The sequence below is a fragment of the Pedobacter mendelii genome (genome assembly GCF_014635725.1).
In the GTDB taxonomy this organism is placed as follows: Bacteria; Bacteroidota; Bacteroidia; order Sphingobacteriales; family Sphingobacteriaceae; genus Pedobacter; species Pedobacter mendelii.
The window spans coordinates 90,730-114,226 of the sequence record NZ_BMDJ01000007.1 but is presented as its reverse complement, the minus strand read 5'-3'; the positions used below and the strand labels follow the sequence as shown (position 1 = coordinate 114,226).

Below are 23,497 nucleotides of genomic sequence, written 5' to 3'. Positions count from 1 at the left end.
GGCCTTTGCTTTGCTCTTTCCTCTGCACAGGCTGAAAATAATTTAGCCAATGGTGGCATGAAATATTTATGCAAACGGTTTCAATGTTTTTTACTTCCCTCATTTAGTAGGCCAATCCTCGTTCTTTGGAAAGGCGGTGATAAATTGTAAGTTTGTTTAGCAATTTTCAGGATAGGCGTTTTGCAACTCATCTCCCATTTTACGGCTGTTTTTTTAACTTAAAAGCACAGTTTCAAAATCTTTAAACCCGATTGAAGTGTAAATACTTTTTGGTGCAGGTCTTCGACAGGCTCACACTGACAACCGTAAAAAGATTGTAACAAAAAGCGGGATTGAATTAACTGAACCGCACAGAACCCTGTTTTTTAAATTATCTTGATTTTTAAGAATATATGGAAATATAAGATTTACTTTGGAGTTCTCTGCGACAAAAACTTTGCGAACTTTGCTGTTAAATTAAGATTGATTAACCAAAATTTCTTTGGCCATAATCATTGGAACACTAATACATTTTTTCTCCATGTAGTTCATAACGCGTTCTAAAACTTCGCGAGATGCATCGTCCATTTGACTAATTTCATTTGCAAACACACCATTAATTGCTGTATTTTTAATTTCTTTAATCTTTCTTGGCACATCCTGCATGGCCAATTCAATTCGGCGTTGTTTTAATACGGTAAAAAATTCAGTAATATTTGCGCTGATAATATCTTCCGCATGCACCAATTCGTTATAACGTTCTTGGATATTTTTACGCGCAACCTCTTTTAAAGATTCTACCTCGATGTAATGAATTGGATTATTGTGAACAACTGCAGGAGCAACATCGTTCGGGATGGCTAAATCTACAATTACCTTTTTGCCTGTATCGCCATTAAGCAATTTAGCATATAGTTCTTCGGTAATAATCGCTTCAGTAGAACCCGTACAAGTAATGATAACATCAAAACCATCAGTAAAATTCTCTAGAGCCTCTAAATGAAAAGCTTTACCATTTAACTCTTCGGCTAAGGTTTCGGCTTTGGAAAGCGTACGATTAAAAATTGAGAAATTTGAATATTTATGCTTGTTAAGGTATTTTGCAATATTTTGGTTGGTTTCGCCTGCACCAATAATTAAAATGCGGGAATTGCCGCACATGTTTAATTCTTTTAATTTGCGGTAAGCTAATGAAACAACAGAAACGGGATTTTTTGAAATATTGGTGTGGGTATAAACTTCTTTCGCAGTTTTTACTACCCTATCCATAATCATACGCATGTAATCGCCAGTAAAACCGGCATCACGGCAACTTTCGTAAGCTTTACGGATTTGTGCTAAAATTTCTTTTTCTCCAACCACTAAACTTTCTAAAGAACAAGAAGTTCTTAAAAGGTGATTAAACGCTTCTTCATTTTCGTAAACTGAAACATTATCAAGAAAACGCTCCATAAATTCTGGAGGGAAGCCCATATCCAAAACAGTAAGGAATTTAGTTACAAATTCTTTATCGGTTTTTTCTTTGGTTAGGAATACAAACTCTACACGATTACAAGTTCCAATGTAGAAAATCTCGCTAACAGGAAGTTCAGTTTGAATATTCTTTAACCTACTGTCCAAACTTTCGCCACAAATAACTAACTTTCCTAAAGATTTTAGGTCGATGTGATGATGCGTAAAAGCTATTACTTTTAAATATTCCAAGTGCTTACTTTGTTAACTATTATCGGGACACAAAAGTAACATGGCTAAGGCATGTGACTGTCATTAACCTGTAATATACATCAATTTAGAACGGTTTTAAATAAATACAAAATAACTACAAACTTTTATGCTTTATAGAATTTTACTTTGGATTTATGCCGTTTTCTATATCCTAGCAGGATGTAATCACTTTATCTCCACTGATGGCTATTACGCTATAATGCCAAAATGGTTGCCAGAACATGGATTTTTAATTTACCTATCTGGCGTGGTTGAAATTATTTTGGGTATTTTATTATTTTTTAAAAATACTAGAAAGCTTGCTTCGCTTCTAATTATTTTAATGCTCATATCATTTATGCCTGCTCATATTTATATGATTCAGATAGCGCCTTTTATGCTCGGAAAAATTTTGGTCACACCATTTATAGCATGGATAAGGTTACCTTTTCAATTGTTTTTTGTTGGTTGGGCTTGGTATTATTTCAGAAATTCTGATAAGTAATTTTTCTTATCATTAGAAAAGCAGGGTTCTATTTTTCATTTTTAGGTTAGCCCCGCTTTACCTGCAAGCACAATGAAAAATTGTGGCTTTCCGTTCAATCGGGTTTAGAGAACTTGGGTATGTACTAAGAACTTAAAACCTCCCCCTGGCCCATACAAAGAAAAACCCCTCAAAGTTTTTTAAAATATTTCTAAACCTTAGAAGAAAACATAATAACAAAATCAAATTTAGTAGGTTTATAATTTGAATCAATTTATAAAATATGATTACACAAAACGAATTCAGCCTAAGTGGAGCCGATGGAAAATTAATTATCGGCGACATCACTTTCGATAGTAAAAATCAAAATACGCCTATTATACTTTTTGTTCATGGCTTTAAAGGCTTTAAAGATTGGGGTGCGCATAATTTAGTTGCTAGATATTTCGCAAGCAATGGCTACAAATACATTAAATTTAATTTATCGCACAGCGGCGTCTCTGTCGATAACCCGAAAGACGTTACCGACATGGAAACTTTCGCCAGCAACACTGTTTCAAAAGAACTTTTTGATGTAAATGCGGTACTAGATTTTATTGAAAAAGCTTATGGCAAAGATACTCAAGTAAATTTAATTGGACATAGTCGCGGTGGTGGCTTAGCTATTATTGAGGCTGCTAACGATTTAAGAATTAACAAATTAATTACCTGGAGTGCCATTTCTAGTTTTAATAGTTTGTGGAAAAAAGAGCAAGAAACAGAATGGAAAAAGAACGGAAAAATCTTTGTAGCCAATGCAAGAACGAAAGAGCAAATGCCATTAAATGTAACATTACTCGAAGATTTTGAAGAAAATGCAAAGACTTTCGATATTCTCAATGCCTCAAAACGGATTAATATTCCATGGATAATTGTGCAGGGTGATGATGATGTAAATGTTCCTTTTGAACACGCACAGAAACTGGCTGATAAAAATCCGAATAGCAGATTGTTGAAAATTGAGGGTGCAAATCATGTTTATGGAGCAACTCAACCTTTTGAAGGTGAGACTTTACCGCCGCTTTTATTTAAGGTTTGCGAAAAGTGTTTGATGTTTTTAGGAGAGGAATAAGCATGTTGTCATTCTGAGTTTGCAAAGAATCTGAAACCCTCAAGAAGCAATCTTATTGCAAAATTGGCTTAAATTCTGGTTGGTGAGTAAACTAACTTTTGAGTTCAGGCGGTCTTCACCCTGAATTCTTTTCAGGGTCTATTTAGCAGGAAGGATGCTAAAATAAATTCAATATGACGATAGGTTCAGTTAAGCTGTTTAAAAAAGATTGATTAAACACCATAATCATTCCCTCTACCAACAAAACCACGCATATCACTTCCGCTTGGGCTTTGAAAAATTTCTAAATCAAAATATGGAACCGCAGCCAGTAGATGATCGAAAATATCTGCGGCAACTTCTTCAAATTTTTTAAGTGCTTTTTCTTTTGAGAAAACATAAATTTCAATCGGAAGTCCGTTTTCGGTAGCCTGCAATTGCCTAACCATAAAGGTTAAATCGGTATTGATGTGTGGGTTGCTTTCCAAATATTTTTCCGCATAAACCCTAAAAGTACCGATGTTAGTCATATGTTTTCCATTAACCAAATTATTTGGATTTACTGCGTTTTCTGCATTAAACTTAGCAATTTGTAATTGCGTTTCCTTTAAATAGTCTTTCAGAAAGTCGATGCTTTGCAAACGGGTAATCAATTCTTCATCACAAAATTTAATACTTGAAATTTTAATATTAATGTGGCGTTTTATTCGTCTGCCCTCGCTTTCTTCCATTGCCCGCCAGTTTTTAAAAGACTCACTAACAATGGCATAACTTGGCACAATAGTTATTGTTTTATCCCAGTTACGAACTTTAATGGTGGTTAAATTAATCTCTGTTACTTCGCCATCGGCACCATATTTTTCGACAGTAATCCAATCGCCAACACGAACTAAATCTATGGCACTCATTTGTACAGATGCTACAAAACCTAAAATCGGGTCGCGAAACACTAAGATAAATACCGCTGTTACCGCTCCAAATCCACCGAAAATATATAAAGGAGATTCGTTTAAGATAATTGAAAGAATCATTACAAAACCAACAATATAAAATACAATTTTAGCTACCTGTTTATAACTTCTGATGGGTTTATCCGCATATTTCCTGGATGCTTCCATAATAGAAACCAATGCGTTTAAAAATGCATTTATAGCAAACATTACAGCCAAAACAATATATATCTTTGCAAAGATTAAAGCATAATAAAGCCAGTTTTTAAAATCTATAAAAACAAACGGAACGGCATTGTAGATAATGTAAGCGCCAAAAATTAAAGCAAATGCTCTGAAAACCCTAAACTCGAATAAGGCAGTTTGCCAGTTGGATTTCGTTTTCGCCCCTTTTACGGCTCCAATAAAAACCTGCCTGGTTATAAAAATAGTAATGAATAGGAATAACGTTACACCAGCAAGTCCGATAAAGAAGTAGGAATAAATTAGTTCATTATCTGCAAGGCCTTTACCAAGAAGCCAGTTTCTAAGTTCATTAAATATAGATTGGAACTCTGGGATTTTCATTAAGGCAATTTAGCGTTTATTGGTTAAAAATTATAAAGTGCTTCAGAAGGGGCAATATACATCTTGTAATGTTGGGCTTGTAGAACATTATCAATATCTAAGGTTCTTCGCCAAGCTGAATGACAAATCAAAAACATTACTAAGCTTTTTCAACCCAATTTCCATCACCTTTTATAATATCAATCAACTCATCTAAAGCAAAAGCTGTATTTACATTCTTTTTTACAACTTCCTGTCCGCGATATAAAGTTATTTTATCTGGTCCAGTACCAACATAACCGTAATCTGCATCTGCCATTTCACCCGGACCATTTACTATGCAGCCCATAATTCCAATTTTAAGTCCTTTTAAATGGTCTGTTCGAGAGCGAATAAGCTGTGTGGTTTCTTGCAAATCGAAAAGTGTTCTACCACAACTCGGACAAGAAATATATTCTGTTTTACTGATTCTGGTTCTCGTTGCCTGCAAAATACCAAAACTGGTTGAATTGATTAATGCTAAATTTTGACCTTGTGCATCAATCCAAATCCCATCTCCGAAACCATCTGTAAATAATGCACCAATATCTGTTGCCGAATAAAGCATTAAATTATCAGCGTCTAAATCTTTATAAGTTCGTTTGATGATAACTGGGATTTGAACATTTTTTTCTTGCAAAGCAACGAAGAAAGCCCTTTGCTCTGCCATTCCATGATTAGCAGATGTTTCTAAAATCAAAACAACATTGTTAAATTGTTGGATTGTTAGAATGTTGAATTGATTAGCATCAACCTTAACGAAGTTTAAAAATTCATCTTTAACATTTGTTTTGCTAAATTCTTCAAAAGAAAACAGCGGATGGCAGTTATTTTTATCTCTTAAATTTAACCAGGTATTGTAATTATACACCTGCTTTAAATTTCCAGGAAAAGAAAACGATGGCAAATTATCGCCCAAATAAGCTAAATCGCAAGCCTGGTCGGCTAGGTTATATTTATCAAAACCAGCGCTATAATTATAACCAACAGAACTTAAAAAATATGGATCTTTAAGGTTTTCTTTGGAAACATCAATCATAACTACAGGATGATGATGCCCGCCAATATGCTGAACAGGAGCTGTAACTCGGCGAGAATAGGAATATGGATTGTAAGTTGATGGTTGTCCTTCGACAAGCTCAGGATGAGAAGCGATATAAGTACTTTCGACTTTTAACTTTTCACTTTCCACTCTTTTTAGGTATCTATCAGCCAAAGCTTTCGCAACGGGCGCTTCAAATTCAGGGTCTTCAGTTAAAGAAACACGAATGGTATCTCCTAATCCATCTTCTAATAAAGTACCGATGCCAACCGCTGATTTTATGCGACCATCTTCGCCATCGCCTGCTTCGGTAACACCTAAGTGCAGCGGGTAATTCATTCCCTCTTTCACCATCGTTTCTACCAGCAAACGATAAGCCTGAACCATAACCTGGGTATTACTGGCTTTCATAGAAATTACCAGATTGAAGTAATTTTGGTCCTCGCACATGCGGATAAATTCCATTGCAGACTCAACCATTCCTCTGGGTGTATCGCCGTAATGGCTCATAATCCTATCCGATAGTGAACCATGATTGGTACCAATTCGCATGGCTGTACCGTATTCTTTACAAATTTTTACCAAGGGAATAAATTTCTTATAAATCCGGGAAAGCTCAGCATTGTATGCGTCTTGGGTATATTCTATATTTTCAAACTTCTTTTTATCAGCATAGTTACCTGGATTTACACGAACCTTTTCAACAATTCGAGCTGCCATTTCAGCAGCATTCGGTGTAAAGTGAATATCGGCAATTAGAGGAACATTGTAACCTTGAGAGCGAAGTTCTTTTTTTATGTTGGCAAGATTTTCTGCCTCTTTAATACTTGGAGCGGTAATACGAACATATTCACTACCCGATTCTACCATGCGGATGGTTTGCTCAACAGTAGCTAAGGTGTTCATGGTGTCGGTGGTCGTCATCGATTGGATACGAATTGGATTATGACCGCCGAGGGCAATATCACCAATGTTTACCTCGCGAGTTAAAAACCTCGAATATTGCGTTAAACTGTTGCAATATCCACCACCTAATTCTGGCTTTACCAATAAATTTTCCATGCTGTTACAAAGATATAGATAGAATTTTGAATGAGCGCATTTTGAACTAGAGAATGACTTAAAATCTATATCAAACGTTCTTTTATCACCAAGGTATCTGCGGCTATATCATGCCAGCATTGATTTTTCTTATTTAAGAAACTATAGAAATAACCAAAAAAAGCTGGGATTACAGAAATTACTTTTGAAAAGTTGCGGATGAATGATCTGCCCAATGATATCGGGCTTCCTTCCATATCTGTTACTTTAATATTAACCAAACGCTTGCCAATTGTTGCCTGTCGCTTTGAAGATTCAGCAAAACTGCCGTAAATTAACTTTATTATAAAAATTGCAGGAAATGGAATTAAAAAAGCCATCATGCGTTGGTCTTTACCTTCGATTGCGATGAAACTTGATAGAATAACAATACAGTAAACTACAAAAATCAGAAAGTGATCTATCACGGAAGCCAACAACCGTAAATCGAAAGCGGCGAAATATTGTGGGGCAGTTTTCTGAAAACTAAAACCAAGAAGCTCACGCAATTCTAAAATTGCATGAGCTTCTTTATAATCATCCATTCCAGGTTTACGAATAAACGTGTTTGGCTTTATGTTCAAATGAGCTAACTCAACCAAATTATATGGACCTTGAGGCTTACCATTTATAACAACTGTGTACTGATCAGTGTTCATCGGATTTGATATTTAAAGGTACTGCCGCTTTAGCCTTTAAGCTTTTACCTTTGCGCTTCTAATACCTTGACACCTCAAAGTTACTCAATCCACCATCCAAATTGATAAAGATTTTTTTTGTTGATGTTTTATAGTTTGAAGTTTCGTAAACCCCATCACTTAGCTTTTCAAATCCTTCGAAATCTTTTGCCGATAAACCCGTTTTGGTCTTAATCCTACACCCTGAATTTGTGGGGATTTTAATTTTAACATCAGCAACACCCGATTTTACAATTACATCAGCAATTGGCAACAAATCTCCCATTTTAATATCTAATGAAGCAGCACCACCATCGAAACGGAAAGTACGAACTTTGTAATCCTCAAAATCAAAATCAGCTTCACCAGCACCCAGCTTCATAATAACATCCCAAAGAGGTGCCTTATTCAATTTAAAATCTACGTCATTACCACCATCACCAAAATTCCATTTGTTCTTTTTATCGCCCATTTTAAAGTTAAGAACAGTTGTGCTATCAGTGGTTTGTTTTGTTAATGAGAAATCGCCATGTCTTTTCTTTACATCAGCTTTAATTAAATCTGTTGTTTCTCCATCTAAATTGAAAGAAACTCCACCGCCTGAAATATTCAAAACTGTTTTCTTATCACTATCTATTGATGCAAATGGCTCTGACAAGTTTAACTGATTAAATGCTGTATCACGGTCTTCATCATCGTTGCCGTCGCTATCACTATCATCCATATTTATATCGACATCTTTTTTGAAGTTATGACCCCACCACGAACTTCTATCAGGTTCTTGTTGCCCTTTAAAGAAAAGAAACCCTAAAGTTACCACCAAAACGGCGAGGGAAACCATACTACCTGTTTGCGAATTATTTCTGTTGAACAAAATATTTACACCTGCAATAATTAAAAATACCGGCCAAAAGTGCCATACATTACGCCAATAAAATTCGATTACGCCAAAATTTTCTAGTAAGAGTACACCGCCAATAAAAAGCAGTAAAATACCCCAAATTAATCTATCCAGTTTCATAATATTTATATTTGTGGGTTAGTAGCTGTTGAGCTATTTTCGTTTTTCGTTTCTTCAACAATTAATTATTGCATCAGTAACGGTTTCTGTCTTTGGTTCTTCTGCTGCTTGCTGTTGATTTTGAAATGCAGCCCATTCATTTTTTCTTTTAGATTTAGCGATGATGCTGATACCTAAAACAATGAATATTACCGGCCAAAAGTTTCTAAACCTAAACCAATCGGGAATAAAATCAAACTCACGCATTAAAAAGAAACATCCAACTACCAGTAAAAGTAATCCGGCTATTGTTCGGCCTGTATCATTAGGTTTATTGAATTTATTAAAATCTGCCTGAGTTTCAAACGGTGTTTTCTGAGCATCATTAACGGGTTGTGTCCAGTTTGGATTTCCTGAACCTACAGGGCCTACGAATGGATCTGCTTGTCCGAATGGCATACTATTCGGATTATTTTTATTAAAGTAATCATTAAATTTCGAGAATTTTGCAGCCGGATCATTATTAACCGGCACAATTATCCACATAATTATGTAGGCTACCAAACCTCCTCCGGCCATAAAAATGGTCGATAATGCAAACAATAATCTAACTATAGTTACCTCTACCTGCATATACTCTGCAAGACCTGAAGCTACACCGGCAATCATCTTATCGTGTTCGTTCCTAAAAAGCTTCTTTTCCATAACGCTGTTCATTTTGTGTTTAAAAATCGAGCGGAGTAATTAGCACTTCATCAACATTTACCCCTTTACTTAAGTTTAAAATGGTAAACAAAGTTTCTGCAATATCTTCGGGCTGTACAAATTTTTCATTAGGAATTGTTGTTCCTTCCCATGATGCTGTTTTGGTCGAACCCGGCAAAAAAGCAGTTACTTTAACATTGTGTGGTGCTAACTCTTGCCGCAATACATGATTAAGACTTAACATCGCTGCTTTTGTTACACTATAACTTCCACCATTTTTTACTGGTGCTATACTTGCAACAGAACAAATATTAAATATATGTCCACGCTTCTCCGAACGCATTTTTTTACCGTAAAATTTGCTGATGTAATAGCCAGCATTAACATTAATACGTTGTTGATTTTCAAAAGCTTCATCATCTTCATCAAGCATGCTTCCAGGTAAAAAAGCACCAACGTTGTTTACCAAAACATCAATAAAATCAAATTCTTTTTCTGCTGCATTTAAAAATTTTTGAACTTCTTCTTTAACGCCACAATCAACAGCATAAATTAAAACCGTTCTTCCTTCCAAAAATAATTCTTCACGAAGCTTTTCCAATTCATGTACATTTCTGGCAACAAGCGCTAAATCGAAACCATTTTTCCATAGTTTAATCGCGATTGCTCTACCAATTCCTTTCGTTGCTCCAGTTATTACAGCTTTCATAATTTATGGTTTAATTTTTGTAAGCAAAAAACCATATTTATATTTGAAACCACGAATATTTTTGTAATTAATCAAGGCCTACAACTTTTTTATCGTTTCTTTGTAGTATTATATATTAAACATTTAAATTAAGCAACACATACGGAATGAATTTTACTAATTTCGGCAGGTACGTACTGCTACTCAAATCTGTATTCAGAAAGCCGGAAAAACTGAAGATATATCTTAAAGAGATAGCAAAGCAGATGGACTATGTGGGTGTCGGTTCTGTTGGGCTAATAGCGATTATTTCTACATTCATTGGCGCAGTAATGACATTACAAATTGCTTTCCAGCTGGTTAGTGATTTTATTCCGAAAACAATTATCGGTTCTGTAAACAGAGATTCAAGTATTCTGGAGTTAAGCCCTACCATAAGCGCAATTGTTTTGGCTGGTAAAATTGGTTCGGCAATTTCATCTGAAATAGGCTCCATGCGGGTTACAGAACAAATCGATGCATTGGAAATTATGGGTATAAATGCTCCAGGCTATTTAATTCTGCCTAAAATTATTTCTGGCATAACGATGGTACCAATGTTGGTTATCATTTCTATGTTTTTAAGTATTACAGGTGGTTATATAGGTGGTTCGATATCTGGAGCGGTAACACCAGCAGAATATCTTCAAGGAATAACTACTGATTTTAATCCTTACACAATTGTTGTGGCATTGGTTAAAGCTTTTGTATTTGGCTTTATCATCACTTCAGTTCCTGCCTACGAAGGGTTTTATGTTCGTGGTGGTGCTTTAGAGGTTTCTATGGCAAGTACAAGAGCGGTTGTAATCAGCTGTATTTCAATTCTGGTTTGCGATTATTTAGTTACTCAATTGTTATTATAATGATAGAGATTAAAGATATTTATAAATCCTTCTCGGGAAATGATGTTTTACAAGGCATATCAGGGAAGTTTGAGGAAGGGGTAACGAATCTTATTATAGGCGGCTCAGGCTCTGGTAAAACAACATTGCTTAAATGCATGGTTGGTTTACATCAACCAGATTCGGGTTCGGTTTTGTATGATGGAAGGGATTTTACACCAATGACTTATGAACAGCGAATCGAAATTCGTAAAGAAATTGGGATGCTTTTTCAAGGTTCGGCACTTTTTGATAGTATGACTGTTGAAGAAAACATTATGTTTCCTTTAAATATGTTTACTGAACAAACCAGAAGTGAGAAAATAGATCGCATAAATTTTTGCCTTGAACGTGTTAATCTTGCAGGCAAGAACAAATTATTTCCTGCCGAGTTATCTGGCGGTATGAAAAAGCGTGTGGGTATTGCAAGAGCCATTTCCATGAATCCAAAATATTTATTTTGTGATGAGCCAAACTCTGGTTTAGACCCCAAAACGTCCATCGTAATTGATGAATTAATTAAGGAATTGACTGAAGAATATAAAACAACTACCATTGTAGTAACCCACGATATGAACTCTGTTATGGGTATCGGAGATTATATTTTATTCTTACACGAAGGCAAAAAATTCTGGGAAGGCAGTAATAAAGAAATTGCTCATACTGATATAAAAGAACTAAACGATTTTGTGTTTGCCAGCCGTTTTATGAAGGCTGCAAAAGATAAATTTTAATTTAATTATTATATTTGGTTATGACTACGGCAACTAAAAATATCATCGATAAGTTGGAAACCTTACCAGAAAATATGGTGAATGAGGTAAAAGATTTTATTGATTTTTTAAGTGCTAAGCATTCCAAACATGCTGCGATTTTAGATAATTCAAGCGATAAAACTGATAAGCCAAAAAGCTTATATGGTGCAGCGAAAGGTCTTTTTATTATACCTGAAGACTTTAATAAGCCATTAGATGAATTTAAAGATTATATGTGATGCAATTTCTTATTGATACACATATTTTTATTTCTTTAATAAACGAAGACGGCAATCTTGACAAAAGAATAATTGAAATATTGGATAAAACGGAGAATCAAAAATCAAAAATCAATAAGCATAGTTAGCATTTGGGAAATTGTGATCAAAATAAATATTGGAAAATTAACCATCATAAGGAACTTGCAAGAAATGTTCGATTTGATTGAAAATTTGGAATTTCTGTACTAAATATCCAAAAGAATCACCTTGATACTTACTTATCGTTGCTGCTAATACATAAAGATCCATTCGATAGAATGATTATTTCTCAAACAATTGCAGAAGATTTAACGATTATTACTGATGACCAATACATTAGAAATTATCCGAATTTAAAGTTAATTTAACAAATGATACAATTACTTGCCCCAACCCATTGGAAAGATTATGAACTAATAGATTGTGGGGATTTCGAAAAATTAGAACGCTTTGGGAATGTTACCCTAATAAGACCTGAACCTCAGGCGGTTTGGAAAAAAACCCTATCAGAGCAGGAATGGAAAAAAATAGCAAACATTACTTTTCGAGGTCGTTCAGCTACATCGGGTGAGTGGGTAAAAAAGAATCCAGCTACACCAGACCGCTGGCATGTTGAATATAAAAACAATGAAGTTGCCATTAAACTTCGTTTAGGGTTAACATCTTTTAAACATGTTGGTGTTTTCCCTGAACAGGCTGTAAATTGGGATTTCATTTCCTCATCAATCAAAAAATTTAAAACACCTCAACCTAAGGTTTTAAACTTATTTGCATACACTGGTGCAGCATCACTTATTGCTAATGCTGCTGGTGCAGAAACTACACATGTCGATTCTATTAAACAGGTTGTAACCTGGGCAAATGAAAATCAAGAACTTTCGGGCTTAAAAAATACCCGCTGGATGGTTGAAGATGCTTTAAAATTCGTTAAAAAAGAGCTTAAAAGAGGTAAAAAATACAATGGCATCATCTTAGATCCACCGGCTTATGGTCATGGACCAAATGGTGAAAAGTGGAAACTCGAAGACCATATCCAGGAAATGATGCAAGATGTTGTGCAGCTGTTAGACGAAAAAGAACATTTTTTAATCTTAAATACTTACTCTTTAGGATTTTCTTCCGTAATTGTAGAAAATTTAATTCGCACATCTTTCCCTAATGTTAAAAATTTAGAAACCGGAGAATTGTATCTACAAGCCACTGCAGGCATTAAACTTCCACTTGGCGTTTTTGGTAAATTCTGCAATGTGTAATATGTTGATTACTTTATTTTGAAGTACCGGTTTTGCATCCTACTTTCATGTATAAACAGATTTGGAAAAACTGTCTAAACATTAAAAATCTATAAATAACTCTATGAAATTTCCTCAAGTAGCGGGCACCTTAGTTCTTGGTTTTGCCGCAATCAGTTTATTTGCCAACTGTAATTCGGACGGTAAAGGCGGTGGCGTTGGTAAAATATTTTCTTCTGATACCAGCAAAAAGAAAACCGATTCTACGATAAATGTGATGAAACCTGTTGACCCAAAATTATATGATTCTTTGGTTCGCAAATTATCCAATGGTGATACTACTGGAAAATGGCCTGTTAAAAATCAGCCAACTCCTTTAGCGGGTGCTATTCTTCCATTTAAACGGATTGTAGTTTATTATGGCAATTTACACTCAAAAAAAATGGGCGCTCTTGGCGAATATGCTCCAAAAGAAATGTGGCAGCGCCTAAATACAGAAGTTAAGGGTTGGGAAAAAGCAGACCCCACAACTCCGGTACAACCAGGTTTACATTACATTGCGGCTGTTGCAAGTGGCACACCAGGTAAAGATGGAAAATACATTAACAGGATGGGAAATAAGCAGATAGATTCTGTGCTATCGATAGCTAAAATGCAGCCTAACACAATTGTATTTCTAGATTTGCAAGTTGCGTTGAGTACAATCAAAGCCGAACTCCCTCATATAGAAAAGTATTTACAATTACCTTATGTGCACTTAGGCATCGACCCAGAATTTTCTATGAAAGACGGTTCCTTACCTGGAAAAAAAATCGGGACCTATGATGCAGCAGATATCAATTATGTAACAGGTTATCTTGCAGACCTAGTTAAGAAATACAATTTGCCTCCAAAGGTTTTCGTTTTACACCGTTTTACTAAGAAAATGGTAACCAATTCTGCCAACATAAAATTACGGCCAGAAGTGCAAGTAGTTATGCACATGGATGGTTGGGGAGAGCCTGAATTGAAAAAAGGCACTTACCGTCATTTCATTTTTGGAGAACCTGTACAATTTACCGGCTTTAAATTGTTCTACAAAAATGATTTGAAAAAGGATCCAAAACGTTTAATGACACCAGAAGAATTGTTGAAATTAACACCTAAGCCGATATATATTCAATACCAATAATTTATAAATTATTTTAGATGCCTTTTAGCTAAATCTAAGAGGCATTTTTTTATATATTAAAAACCTTTGTAGTGCTATTTTCGTTTATGGAAATATGCAGACAGCAATATTTGGTGGAGGATGCTTTTGGTGTACAGAAGCTGTTTTTCAATCTTTACAAGGTGTAAAAAAAGTGGTATCAGGTTACATGGGTGGAGAATTAAAACACCCCACGTACATGGAAATTTCTAATGGCGACACTGGTCATGCCGAAGTTATTCAAATTGATTTTGATGAAACTCAGATTTCTTTTACTGAGTTGTTATTGATTTTCTTTAAAACACACAATCCTACCTTATTGAACAGACAAGATAGCGATAGAGGAATACAATATCGGTCTGTAGTTTTTTACGATACCCAAGAACAAAAGCGTGAAACCGAAAAAATGATAACTGATTTAACAAGAGATAATATTTTTGATAAGCCAATTATTACTGAATTAAGCCCTGTTTCCGAATTTTATGATGCCGAGGATTATCATCAAAATTACTTTAGCAAAAATCATGAAAAACCTTATTGCTCTTTCGTAATTCAACCCAAGCTTGATAAGTTTGTACAAGAGTTTAAGGATAAAATTAAACCTGAGCTGCTTGGTGATTAAAACGAAAATGTAAGTAAAGCATGTTGGCTAGCAGTATGAATATCTCTCCAAACCCGATTAATTTCTGATTCCTTTTTTGCAGCTTCCAATCCACAATAAGGAAAAAGTATATCCGAGGTTTTTCTGCAAGCATGAGCCAACTTTCTGCTTACCAAACTTACTTCCTCTAATTTAGTCTCATTAACAGTTCCTTGCTTTATTAACTGTTCCCACGATTCGTCAAATGTTCCGTAAAATTGAGCCTTCAAAAATTGCACTTCGTTTTTGCAACGTTCAAGTTCATCATTAAAAAAATCAATTTGTTTTTCATTGTAGCGTTTCAAACCCGAACGGGTAAAAAAAGACTCTTCAACTAACCTAATGAAATGACTTGCCATACCTAAACTGTTTACTGCTAATGTAGTTTCCGCGAGCTGTAGAAATGGATAATCAAAGCCTTTATCTGCTATTTGAATTGTGCTGTTTATCTTAAACGTTCTGTTCTCCGGCACAATTAAATCTCTCACTTCAAAAGCATGACTACCGGTAGCAATTAAGCCAAAGTATGACCAGCCAGAAAGAATTTCAACCTCATCTTTTTTGAGTATAAACGATAGCACTTTCGGATTTCCAGCCTCATCTAAAACATCTGTTCCATCACTATTTTTAAGGTAACAATTGGCAGTAAAAATCGTGGCATGCAACGCACCACTTGCATATTTCCAATGCCCGTTAACGAGGTAACCATTTTCAGTTTTTACAGCAATTCCACCAATTGCGCCACTGCCAGCAAAACAAACTTCTTTATCTGCAAAAACTTCTTTTGCCAAATCTGGGTTTAAAAACCCGGCAAACCATGCTGCTCCGGCACATAAAGTGATTGTCCAGCCTAAACTTCCATCAGCTTCAGCAAGCTCTTCTTCTAATCTTAAAATTTCAGGAAGTTTTTTTCCGGGTCCGCCGTAAACTTCAGGCACAAAAAGTTTAAACCAGTTTTTCTGGTAAGCGAGTTCCAAAACTTCAGGATGTAACGCTCCCATTTCTTCAGATTTTGCCGCGAATTCATTTACTTTTTCTTGCCAGGTTGGTGTTAGCATATGGTTCATGTTTTTTTTTGCCGCAGATTCGCCGATTGACTTTTAATAATCTACAAATCTTTAGCCAACTTAAATTGTTCTAAGCTTTCTCTTCCCAATAATTTTCTTCCAATCTATAAAACCAAAAATGGCTACAACAAAAAGGAAAGTAGTTAGGCAAGCCATTAATGGCAGTTTTTTATGGAATAGCAATGGAATGGCAACAATATTTGAAACATTTAGGAAGATCCAGTTTTCAATTTTACGTTTAGCCAAAAGCCACATTCCTGCCCAAGCAGTTGAAGACACGAATGCATCAAGAAGTGGCACATCAGAATCGGTATGGTTTCTCAATACAAAGTAGAAAACAAAAAAGCCTACTACCGAAATTAAAACAGCAATTGTAAGCTCATTATTTGTACTCCACGATACCTGATTTTCGCCTTCAATTTTTCGTTTTTTCCAAATTACCCACCCATAAACGCTCATTATCAAGTAATAAATACTCAAAAGCATTTCAGCATAAAGTTTTACATTTAGCAAAAGAAACATCGATAAAAGAATAGAAATTATTCCTGTAGGATATAACCAAATGCTATTCTTTCTGGCCAATAAAACTTCAGAAACACCAAAACCAACAGCAAACCATTCAACTAATGAAGTATTTAAAATTTGCTCGTAAAAAAGCTTATACCAATCTTGAAAATTCATTTACAATATTTTCGCCTATTTGGCTAATAAAAAATAATTGAAAGCTACTTTCGGGGCGAAACAGCATTGTAAATTTAACCTCTTCCCTACGCCGGCATTATCCGAATCAGGTGCATTAAAAGGTAAAAGGTTTTGAGGTGTAAGGCATAAGGTGAAAACCCTAAACCTTAAGCCTTTTGCCTTAAACCTCTTAAATGGGTGTAATCTCAGCCTTTTAATGGAAAAAGAAATTTCCGATTTAAAAAGCACCCCTTTGAGTAAGACAAATATAGTTTTTAAAATGAAAGATGAAGAGTTTTAATTTATCATTCAAAATGTTTAGCATTTTTAAAAAAATACATAAATCAGGATGCCAGTTATTTATATGTGGCATTGTATAAGTGCAATGGGATGTGCGGTCGTTATGCTGAATTTATTTCAGCATATTTCCTGCTAAGCCACCTTGCTGTTAAGACCCTGAAATGAATTTAGGGTGACGACCGTTCATAGCAATTTTTAAGTCTGCCGATGCCTCGCAATGACGAAATCACTATAACTAAAATAAGCCCAATTGCCCTTTATCATCAATATCGATATCATCAGGATTGGTAATTTCAAAATCGACTTTTTTAACCGGTTTTTCCTCTTTTGGCGTTTCAGCTGGTTTTGGCTCCTCTTTTTTAATAGGCACTGGTTTAGGTATTTCAACTGGTTTTTCACTAACCGGTTTGTCTTCCACAGCTGGTATCTCCTCGGCTACGGACTCAGCTTTATGCTGAAAATTCGGTTTTTGTTTTTCTTCAGCTGATTTATCTTCTGTCATTTCAGGCTCCAAGCCTTCTACAGGTGTAGCCTCAGCATTTTCATCCATCTCCAAATCTTCATCTTCGACTGAAGTTTCATTACCTCCATTATCATCACTAACTTCAACTTCTTCTACTTCAATTTCTGGCTCTTCTAATACAACTTTCTGCACATCATGTGGCGATAAGCGATTACCATTCGCCTTCAAACCTTTTACATCAATTGCTTCAGATAATACCAAATCCAATGTTTCAGGTATTTGAGTTTTACCTTTCAAAACATCGACAATAATTTTTGCGGCAGGGTTTGCCGTTAAATACAATAACTTCGATTTTTGTTCTTCACTAATGAAAATGGTTTTTCGCCCAACAGACTGCAATTCAAAAACAAAGCGTTTGATAAAATAATTTTGTGCCTTGCCATCGAAATGAACGGCAGCAAAAACTTTTTCAGGGTCAAATTTTTCAATTAAAACTAATCCATCATCAAAGTGATTGCTTAATTCAAACGAACTTAATTCGTAGTAACCATCCTTATGAACCAGCAGTATTCTATCATCTCCATCAAATTCACCAAGATATTTACCTCTACTATCAACATTTAAGCGTTTAAGCAAACTATCGTACCAAATTTTAAGTCCAGATAATGTTGAAACCCCTTTGCTTTTCAGAATAATTTTTTTAACAGGATATTTTGAAATAATATTTCCTTGAGAGCCGCGACCTTTAATCGCTACTTCTGCAAAATCCTGGTCGAATTGAAGTTTACGCAGTTTAGAATGCGGTTTCAAACCAACATTTACAATCTCAGCTTCGCCATTTGGGTTTGCAGTGAAATATAAAACTTTAGACCCTTTAGAACCCTTGGTTAAATCATATTCTTTATCGCGGGTTACGCCAACAACAGCGAAACGTTTAATGTATGCTGTTCCCGTCGAACCATCTTTATAAATCATATTATAAATGGTTCGCTCATCGTTTTTCTTAAAAACTTGTGCATGGATAATGCCTTTCCCAACGAAAGTTTTATCAGCAACTTTTGTAATCATACATTTTCCATCCTCACGGAAAACGATAACCTCATCAATGTCCGAACAGTCAGCAATAAATTCATCTTTACGCAATCCCGTACCAATAAAACCATCTTCACGGTTCATATATAGTTTTACGTTTGCTAAAGCAACTTTCGATGCCTCAACCCTGTCGAATAACCGAATTTCCGTTTTACGCGCTCTTCCTTTACTGTATTTATCTTTCAGTTTTTGAAACCAGGCAATTGCGTAATCCGTTAAATGTTTCAGGTGATTTTTAACAATTTTGATTTCATCTTCCAGATTTTTCATCTGCTCATCGGCCTTTTTCACATCAAAACGGGTAATGCTACTCATCGGCTTATCGATTAGCTTTTTAAAATCTTCAGGTAAAATTTCGCGGTAAAGCGATGCTTTAAAAGGCTCGAATAATCGGTGTAAAACCTCTACAACGGTATCAAAATTCGTAGCGTTTTCATATTCAGGATTTTTATACATCCCTTCCTGAATAAATATTTTAAGTAATGAACTGAAGAAAATCCGCTCCTGCAACTCGTGCAGTCGAATTTCCAATTCTTTCTTTAATAATCTTTTAGTGTGTTTTGTGTTTTCAATCAGGATGTCGTTCACACTTAAAAAATGTGGTTTATCATCCTGAATGATACAGGTATTTGGTGAAATAGAAACCTCGCAGGCTGTGAATGCGTAAAGCGCATCAATGGTAACATCAGGAGAAATACCTGGTGCCAAATGCACAATAATTTCTACATGGGCAGCGGTACTATCTTCAATTTTTTTAATTTTGATTTTGCCCTTATCATTCGCAGCCAAAATACTATCTATTACCGAACTCGTTGTGGTGCTGTAAGGAACTTCGGTAATTACCAAAGTCTTTTTATCTTTCTCGGTTATCTTTGCACGAACGCGAATTTTACCACCACGCTGTCCTTCATTGTAGTTGGAGAAATCGGCCATTCCTCCTGTAAAGAAATCGGGTAAAATATTCGGCCGAACACCTTTTAGCGATTCGATTGAAGCATCTAGTAACTCAATAAAATTATGAGGCATCACCTTTGTCGCCAAACCAACTGCAATACCTTCTGCCCCTTGCGCCAATAACAAAGGAAATTTAACAGGCAAGGTAACGGGTTCATTGTTACGCCCATCATAACTTAGCTGCCATTCGGTGGTGTCTGCATTGAAAACTACTTCGTTTGCAAATTTAGATAAGCGGGCCTCAATATAACGAGGCGCTGCAGCGCTATCGCCGGTAATCGGGTCGCCCCAGTTGCCTTGCATATCAATAAGCAAATCTTTCTGACCGATTTGTACCATTGCATCGCCAATAGAGGCATCTCCATGTGGGTGGTACTTCATCGTATTACCAATAACGTTTGCTGCTTTATTGAAACGTCCATCATCCATTTCCTTTAGCGAATGCATGATGCGTCTTTGAACGGGTTTTAACCCATCATGAATGTGCGGGACAGCACGATCCAGGATTACATAGGATGCGTAATCTAAAAACCAGTTTTCATATAAACCGTTAATTGGAGTTATGGTATGTTTGTGCTCTTCGTTTGGATTTAAGTTTTGGTTTGATTCTTCACTCATTTATTTACAGAAATTGGCAGCCGTAAATATAATAAAAATGATTTTACAGAATGAAGCGAGGTTATTCACATTTAGCCGTTGAAAATTTCATTAAAATAATTTGAAAAAACAGGATTAGCAGTTTTTTTAAAGATGAATTAAACTTATTTCTACTCCATAAAAGTAGGCACCTCATATCCCCCGATGGCGGGGGAATTAAAGGGGGTGGTTTTTACTTTCCCATTCAAATGCTTCAACATAAAAACATATAGCCCGATTGACGTTCTCAATATCCGTCAAAATTTCATCATCATTAAATCTAAGAACAGAAAATCCAATATCCGCTAAAAGTTTATCCCTTGTAATATCGTTTTCAGCAACATTTTCCCAACTGTGCGTTAAGCCATCAACCTCAATAACGAGCATTAATTCCTTACACATAAAATCAACTATAAAATTTAATATTGGTCTTTGTCTTCGAAATTGATAACCCATCATTTGTTTGCCACTCAACACGAATTTCCACAGACAAGCCTCGGCTTTTGTCATGTCTTTTCGATTAGAATTTGCAAATTTTTTAAGCCCTGTATTGTAGTGCCAAAGATTGTTTTTATCAGCCTCATCCATAATTCAAGATAAGAATTAATTTATTTTTTCTAACAGACAAATTGAAAGATAGCGAATGTTATAACTTTTAGATCCTCCCCCTGCCCCCTCCAAAGGGGGATACAAGGTGCAGATAGCATGATGGAATATCAAATTGGTATTGTAGGTTGTTAATATTTTTTTATCATTCTTCTGATCTATTGTAAATCTCTCAAAGGCCTCAGCTCAATTACTCCGTACCCAATGAAACACCCGAAACATTCCAGGCACTAGAGCTAGAACCCTGTGGAGGCCCCATTGGGATGGTAACTTTTATCGTATGCCTTCCGGCTTTTAAGTCACCTAAAGGAATTATATTTGGATTAGTAACTGTTCCCGGACACCAGTTAGAGCGACTTAAATCAGATGAGGATAGACCTGTTTCAAAATTACCGGAAGCCGGATTGGATAAACGGTAAGAACCACAATCCTGTCTCCAGGGAATAAATGCAAAAGTTTCTTTCCCATCCAGCCAAATCGTGTTTTTCTTTGGCACAAATTCATCTCCACCGCCCCAGCCGCCATGGCCTGTTGTAATGTAACGTAGTTTGGCATCCTTAACATCTTTATCCAAAGTAAATGTAACCTCCAAACCTTTATCGCTACTAAACATGGTTGCATACTCTTGCCCCGCCATTTCTAGTACATTTGTGGAGTTGAACAAGGGCATAATTACAGCCTTATCTGCTTTTTCCCTTCCGCCATTATGAAGTGTGATATTTAAAGAAACTTTGTGTCCGCCTTTATCATAATTACCTATAAAAACAGCTACCCAAACTTCCTTTCCATTTACTAAAGGAAATAATTCTGAAATGTCTTGCCTGTAATAAACCTTATCCGCCCAGTTTTTATCCTTCAGTTTTAAATTATTGTATTTACCAACGCCGAAAGGTGTAAAAAACCGCATCAATTCGATAACAGGGTTATAAGTTGAGGTAGCGATTACGCCCTGGTATTTTTTACCATTTCCGTTTTCATAAACTGGTAAATTCTTTACCGAATTTTTAAGTGCATCCATCAAACTTATATTTTTATCTGTCGGTATAATAAATACAGAACCTGTTCTATCGTAAGCATCACCATTAGATTGCTCCGTTAAATCGACAAAAACATTTGGGTTGGCTAGCATTTCAGGAAACTTTACTTTCCTTACGATAACTGTTCCACCAGAAAACCTGAAGATTGAATCGTTTGATTGTGGCTTATCCAAAAAATTTAGGGTTTCATCTTTGAATATGTTTAGCGTGGTAAACCTGCTTTTCCAAAGCAAATCTTTATAAGTTAAGCCGTCGGTTAATTTTAATGCACTTAAATCAATCTGTTTATTATTATTAACCTCTTCAATCTTTGTTGCCGTGATATAGCTATTTCCGTTGCGCACCTGCTCCAATACCAAACCAAGGCTCTGGCTTAAAACCGTTGGCGCAGCTTTAATGCCCGCCTCGGTCGTGTACCACAACTCAATGGTATTCGAATTTACAACGGTTTTAGCTTTTTTGCAGATGTAACCTAAAATCACTTTCGTTTCGTTGCTAAACTCAAAAATTTGTTTAGAAATTGTAGCACTATCAGCCGTTGAAATTTGATTGGCTTTATCTAAATCGGCAACCTGAAACAAAATATTTTCTGGTTTGGCAATTATACTTTGCTCGAAAGGATATTTAGCTTTATTCGCCAATATGCTTTCCATACTCAATACGTTTTGTTTTGCGCCGGCAATAATTACTGTTGCATTCCTATCTTCTTTAGGTTTGCCATCTGCAGAGCGCCAATACGTAATTTTATAGGTAAATGTGGGTTTAAGCTTTTGCTGAGACCAAGCCGTAGAAGCAAAAAATAGGGAGAAGAGGAATAAGGAAAACTGTTTCATGGATTTTGAAAAATCAAATATAAATAAGATAATTCAGTATCTCTTGATTAGGAAGAGGGTAACCCAATGAATAACCGCCTAGTTGGCTACCAAGGAGCGCAAACTGATAATTATAAACCCGACAACAGCGGCAGCACCGAATATTTCATGAGGGCTATAGCGAATGGCGGGACTGCTGTTCCGGAAGAATTACCGAACCTTTCATTTCCAAAAAATCTTAATAATTATCTAACTCATCAGTAGCTTTTACAAAAAGCTTATTTCTCCAGCCTATCCTCAACAAAAGCAAAAGGCAATAAACTTTTTACACTTGGCACCTTTAAAATTTCGCCATTTAAACAATAAAAAATCACTTCAATTGGCGCATTTTGCTTACGCTCAAACTCAGCCATAACTTGCAAACAACCACCACAAGAAGTTACCGGTTTTAAAATTTCGAAGTTATCAGTTTGAGCGGTGATGGCCATACTTTCGATTACCGCATTTGGATAGGCAGATCCGATTGAAAAAAGTGCTACACGCTCGGCACACAGGCCAGAAGGATAAGCCAGGTTTTCCTGATTGCTGCCTAAAATTATTTCGCCTGATTTTAAGCGGATTGCAGTACCAACCCTGAATTTTGAATAAGGTGAGTAAGAACTTTCTAATGCTTGTTCTGATAATTCACAAAGCAACCTATCTTTTTCGTTCAATTCCTCAATGCCTTCGTATTGTTCAAAGCTTATATTTAAATTTATTGAATTCATTTTAACAAATTATAAAACTGCCAACATTAAATTTTTCAGCAGGGCGAACAATTTAAGTTATTTTTTGTATTATTTACATAATCTGCCATCAAATTAATTTCA

At 35.7% G+C, this 23,497-nt stretch carries 23 protein-coding genes; 10 read left to right on the top strand and 13 right to left on the bottom strand.

The genetic code is table 11. From position 1 onward, the window contains the following. Positions 1-456 precede the first annotated feature (456 nt). Positions 457-1,683, bottom strand: coding sequence for a glutamyl-tRNA reductase (gene hemA, locus IEV50_RS13120; protein WP_188415046.1), 1,227 nt, complete (start codon positions 1,681-1,683; stop codon positions 457-459). Between the two features lie 127 nt (positions 1,684-1,810). Here hemA and IEV50_RS13115 point away from each other — a divergent pair, with 127 nt between their 5' ends. Together IEV50_RS13115 and IEV50_RS13110 are read left to right on the top strand one after the other, a co-directional pair. Further along, complete coding sequence (locus tag IEV50_RS13115; protein WP_188415044.1) at positions 1,811-2,188, top strand: DoxX family protein; 378 nt, start codon at positions 1,811-1,813, stop codon at positions 2,186-2,188. Between the two features lie 262 nt (positions 2,189-2,450). Further along, the gene (locus IEV50_RS13110; protein WP_188415043.1) at positions 2,451-3,278 is read left to right on the top strand and encodes an alpha/beta hydrolase family protein; all 828 of its coding nucleotides are present in this window, start codon (positions 2,451-2,453) and stop codon (positions 3,276-3,278) included. Positions 3,279-3,490: 212 nt separating this feature from the next. On the opposite strand, the gene IEV50_RS13105 is transcribed toward IEV50_RS13110, so the two are convergent. The 6 genes from IEV50_RS13105 to IEV50_RS13080 all read right to left on the bottom strand — a co-directional run bounded on the left by IEV50_RS13105 (position 3,491) and on the right by IEV50_RS13080 (position 10,005). Beyond that, positions 3,491-4,774 (bottom strand): mechanosensitive ion channel family protein, encoded by a 1,284-nt coding sequence (locus tag IEV50_RS13105; RefSeq protein WP_188415042.1) that lies wholly within the window; start codon positions 4,772-4,774, stop codon positions 3,491-3,493. 139 nt (positions 4,775-4,913) lie between these two features. Beyond that, on the bottom strand, positions 4,914-6,896 hold the full coding sequence (ispG, locus tag IEV50_RS13100; RefSeq protein WP_188415041.1) for a (E)-4-hydroxy-3-methylbut-2-enyl-diphosphate synthase: 1,983 nt from the start codon (positions 6,894-6,896) through the stop codon (positions 4,914-4,916). A gap of 65 nt (positions 6,897-6,961) precedes the next feature. Next, complete coding sequence (locus IEV50_RS13095) at positions 6,962-7,573, bottom strand: RDD family protein (RefSeq protein WP_188415040.1); 612 nt, start codon at positions 7,571-7,573, stop codon at positions 6,962-6,964. 58 nt (positions 7,574-7,631) lie between these two features. Further along, on the bottom strand, positions 7,632-8,612 hold the full coding sequence (locus tag IEV50_RS13090) for a toast rack family protein (protein WP_188415039.1): 981 nt from the start codon (positions 8,610-8,612) through the stop codon (positions 7,632-7,634). A gap of 54 nt (positions 8,613-8,666) precedes the next feature. Further along, the gene (locus IEV50_RS13085) at positions 8,667-9,296 is read right to left on the bottom strand and encodes a PspC domain-containing protein (RefSeq protein WP_188415037.1); all 630 of its coding nucleotides are present in this window, start codon (positions 9,294-9,296) and stop codon (positions 8,667-8,669) included. Between the two features lie 19 nt (positions 9,297-9,315). Next, entirely contained in the window at positions 9,316-10,005 is a 690-nt protein-coding gene (locus IEV50_RS13080; protein WP_188415035.1) for an SDR family oxidoreductase, read from the bottom strand. Positions 10,006-10,151: 146 nt separating this feature from the next. Between IEV50_RS13080 and IEV50_RS13075 the strand changes: the two genes are divergently transcribed. The 7 genes from IEV50_RS13075 to msrA all read left to right on the top strand — a co-directional run bounded on the left by IEV50_RS13075 (position 10,152) and on the right by msrA (position 14,962). Then, positions 10,152-10,886 carry an MlaE family ABC transporter permease gene (locus IEV50_RS13075; protein WP_188415033.1) on the top strand — a complete coding sequence of 245 codons (735 nt, stop codon included), beginning with the start codon at positions 10,152-10,154 and terminating at the stop codon, positions 10,884-10,886. Continuing rightward, on the top strand, positions 10,886-11,638 hold the full coding sequence (locus tag IEV50_RS13070; RefSeq protein ID WP_188415031.1) for an ABC transporter ATP-binding protein: 753 nt from the start codon (positions 10,886-10,888) through the stop codon (positions 11,636-11,638). Before IEV50_RS13075 ends, IEV50_RS13070 begins: the two co-directional genes overlap by 1 nt. A 20-nt stretch (positions 11,639-11,658) precedes the next feature. Beyond that, positions 11,659-11,898, top strand: a complete 240-nt coding sequence (gene vapB, locus IEV50_RS13065; RefSeq protein ID WP_188415029.1) for a type II toxin-antitoxin system VapB family antitoxin — start codon at positions 11,659-11,661, stop codon at positions 11,896-11,898. Between the two features lie 218 nt (positions 11,899-12,116). Next, positions 12,117-12,287, top strand: a complete 171-nt coding sequence (locus IEV50_RS19940) for a PIN domain-containing protein (protein WP_371870273.1) — start codon at positions 12,117-12,119, stop codon at positions 12,285-12,287. Positions 12,288-12,290: 3 nt separating this feature from the next. Beyond that, entirely contained in the window at positions 12,291-13,172 is an 882-nt protein-coding gene (locus IEV50_RS13060) for an RsmD family RNA methyltransferase (protein WP_123206860.1), read from the top strand. 103 nt (positions 13,173-13,275) lie between these two features. Beyond that, positions 13,276-14,322 carry a hypothetical protein gene (locus IEV50_RS13055; RefSeq protein WP_188415027.1) on the top strand — a complete coding sequence of 349 codons (1,047 nt, stop codon included), beginning with the start codon at positions 13,276-13,278 and terminating at the stop codon, positions 14,320-14,322. Positions 14,323-14,416: 94 nt separating this feature from the next. Beyond that, positions 14,417-14,962, top strand: coding sequence for a peptide-methionine (S)-S-oxide reductase MsrA (msrA, locus tag IEV50_RS13050; protein ID WP_188415025.1), 546 nt, complete (start codon positions 14,417-14,419; stop codon positions 14,960-14,962). On the opposite strand, the gene IEV50_RS13045 is transcribed toward msrA, so the two are convergent. The 5 genes from IEV50_RS13045 to IEV50_RS13025 form a co-directional block, all read right to left on the bottom strand. Then, complete coding sequence (locus tag IEV50_RS13045) at positions 14,959-16,047, bottom strand: acyl-CoA dehydrogenase family protein (protein ID WP_188415023.1); 1,089 nt, start codon at positions 16,045-16,047, stop codon at positions 14,959-14,961. The two genes, msrA and IEV50_RS13045, sit on opposite strands and share 4 nt — an antisense overlap. A gap of 60 nt (positions 16,048-16,107) precedes the next feature. After that, entirely contained in the window at positions 16,108-16,728 is a 621-nt protein-coding gene (gene pnuC, locus IEV50_RS13040) for a nicotinamide riboside transporter PnuC (protein ID WP_188415021.1), read from the bottom strand. A 535-nt stretch (positions 16,729-17,263) separates the two neighbouring features. After that, positions 17,264-20,155, bottom strand: a complete 2,892-nt coding sequence (locus tag IEV50_RS13035) for a DNA gyrase/topoisomerase IV subunit A (RefSeq protein WP_188415019.1) — start codon at positions 20,153-20,155, stop codon at positions 17,264-17,266. A 195-nt stretch (positions 20,156-20,350) separates the two neighbouring features. Then, entirely contained in the window at positions 20,351-20,761 is a 411-nt protein-coding gene (locus IEV50_RS13030; protein WP_188415017.1) for an endonuclease domain-containing protein, read from the bottom strand. A 208-nt stretch (positions 20,762-20,969) separates the two neighbouring features. Beyond that, entirely contained in the window at positions 20,970-22,649 is a 1,680-nt protein-coding gene (locus IEV50_RS13025) for a PNGase F N-terminal domain-containing protein (protein ID WP_188415015.1), read from the bottom strand. A gap of 66 nt (positions 22,650-22,715) precedes the next feature. Between IEV50_RS13025 and IEV50_RS13020 the strand changes: the two genes are divergently transcribed. Next, complete coding sequence (locus tag IEV50_RS13020; protein WP_188415013.1) at positions 22,716-22,892, top strand: hypothetical protein; 177 nt, start codon at positions 22,716-22,718, stop codon at positions 22,890-22,892. Positions 22,893-22,906: 14 nt separating this feature from the next. On the opposite strand, the gene IEV50_RS13015 is transcribed toward IEV50_RS13020, so the two are convergent. Further along, positions 22,907-23,395: a cytidine deaminase gene (locus IEV50_RS13015; protein WP_188415012.1), complete on the bottom strand. Its 489-nt coding sequence runs from the start codon at positions 23,393-23,395 to the stop codon at positions 22,907-22,909. Positions 23,396-23,497 lie beyond the last annotated feature (102 nt).

Bases quoted from the DNA above. Each gene is read 5' to 3' on its own strand.
- IEV50_RS13115 (WP_188415044.1), top strand. From the start codon at position 1,811: ATGCTTTATAGAATTTTACTTTGGATTTATGCCGTTTTCTATATCCTA.
- IEV50_RS13110 (WP_188415043.1), top strand. From the start codon at position 2,451: ATGATTACACAAAACGAATTCAGCCTAAGTGGAGCCGATGGAAAATTA.
- IEV50_RS13105 (WP_188415042.1), bottom strand. From the start codon at position 4,774: ATGAAAATCCCAGAGTTCCAATCTATATTTAATGAACTTAGAAACTGG.
- ispG (WP_188415041.1), bottom strand. From the start codon at position 6,896: ATGGAAAATTTATTGGTAAAGCCAGAATTAGGTGGTGGATATTGCAAC.
- IEV50_RS13095 (WP_188415040.1), bottom strand. From the start codon at position 7,573: ATGAACACTGATCAGTACACAGTTGTTATAAATGGTAAGCCTCAAGGT.
- IEV50_RS13090 (WP_188415039.1), bottom strand. From the start codon at position 8,612: ATGAAACTGGATAGATTAATTTGGGGTATTTTACTGCTTTTTATTGGC.
- IEV50_RS13085 (WP_188415037.1), bottom strand. From the start codon at position 9,296: ATGGAAAAGAAGCTTTTTAGGAACGAACACGATAAGATGATTGCCGGT.
- IEV50_RS13080 (WP_188415035.1), bottom strand. From the start codon at position 10,005: ATGAAAGCTGTAATAACTGGAGCAACGAAAGGAATTGGTAGAGCAATC.
- IEV50_RS13075 (WP_188415033.1), top strand. From the start codon at position 10,152: ATGAATTTTACTAATTTCGGCAGGTACGTACTGCTACTCAAATCTGTA.
- IEV50_RS13070 (WP_188415031.1), top strand. From the start codon at position 10,886: ATGATAGAGATTAAAGATATTTATAAATCCTTCTCGGGAAATGATGTT.
- vapB (WP_188415029.1), top strand. From the start codon at position 11,659: ATGACTACGGCAACTAAAAATATCATCGATAAGTTGGAAACCTTACCA.
- IEV50_RS13060 (WP_123206860.1), top strand. From the start codon at position 12,291: ATGATACAATTACTTGCCCCAACCCATTGGAAAGATTATGAACTAATA.
- IEV50_RS13055 (WP_188415027.1), top strand. From the start codon at position 13,276: ATGAAATTTCCTCAAGTAGCGGGCACCTTAGTTCTTGGTTTTGCCGCA.
- msrA (WP_188415025.1), top strand. From the start codon at position 14,417: ATGCAGACAGCAATATTTGGTGGAGGATGCTTTTGGTGTACAGAAGCT.
- IEV50_RS13045 (WP_188415023.1), bottom strand. From the start codon at position 16,047: ATGAACCATATGCTAACACCAACCTGGCAAGAAAAAGTAAATGAATTC.
- pnuC (WP_188415021.1), bottom strand. From the start codon at position 16,728: ATGAATTTTCAAGATTGGTATAAGCTTTTTTACGAGCAAATTTTAAAT.
- IEV50_RS13035 (WP_188415019.1), bottom strand. From the start codon at position 20,155: ATGAGTGAAGAATCAAACCAAAACTTAAATCCAAACGAAGAGCACAAA.
- IEV50_RS13030 (WP_188415017.1), bottom strand. From the start codon at position 20,761: ATGGATGAGGCTGATAAAAACAATCTTTGGCACTACAATACAGGGCTT.
- IEV50_RS13025 (WP_188415015.1), bottom strand. From the start codon at position 22,649: ATGAAACAGTTTTCCTTATTCCTCTTCTCCCTATTTTTTGCTTCTACG.
- IEV50_RS13020 (WP_188415013.1), top strand. From the start codon at position 22,716: ATGAATAACCGCCTAGTTGGCTACCAAGGAGCGCAAACTGATAATTAT.
- IEV50_RS13015 (WP_188415012.1), bottom strand. From the start codon at position 23,395: ATGAATTCAATAAATTTAAATATAAGCTTTGAACAATACGAAGGCATT.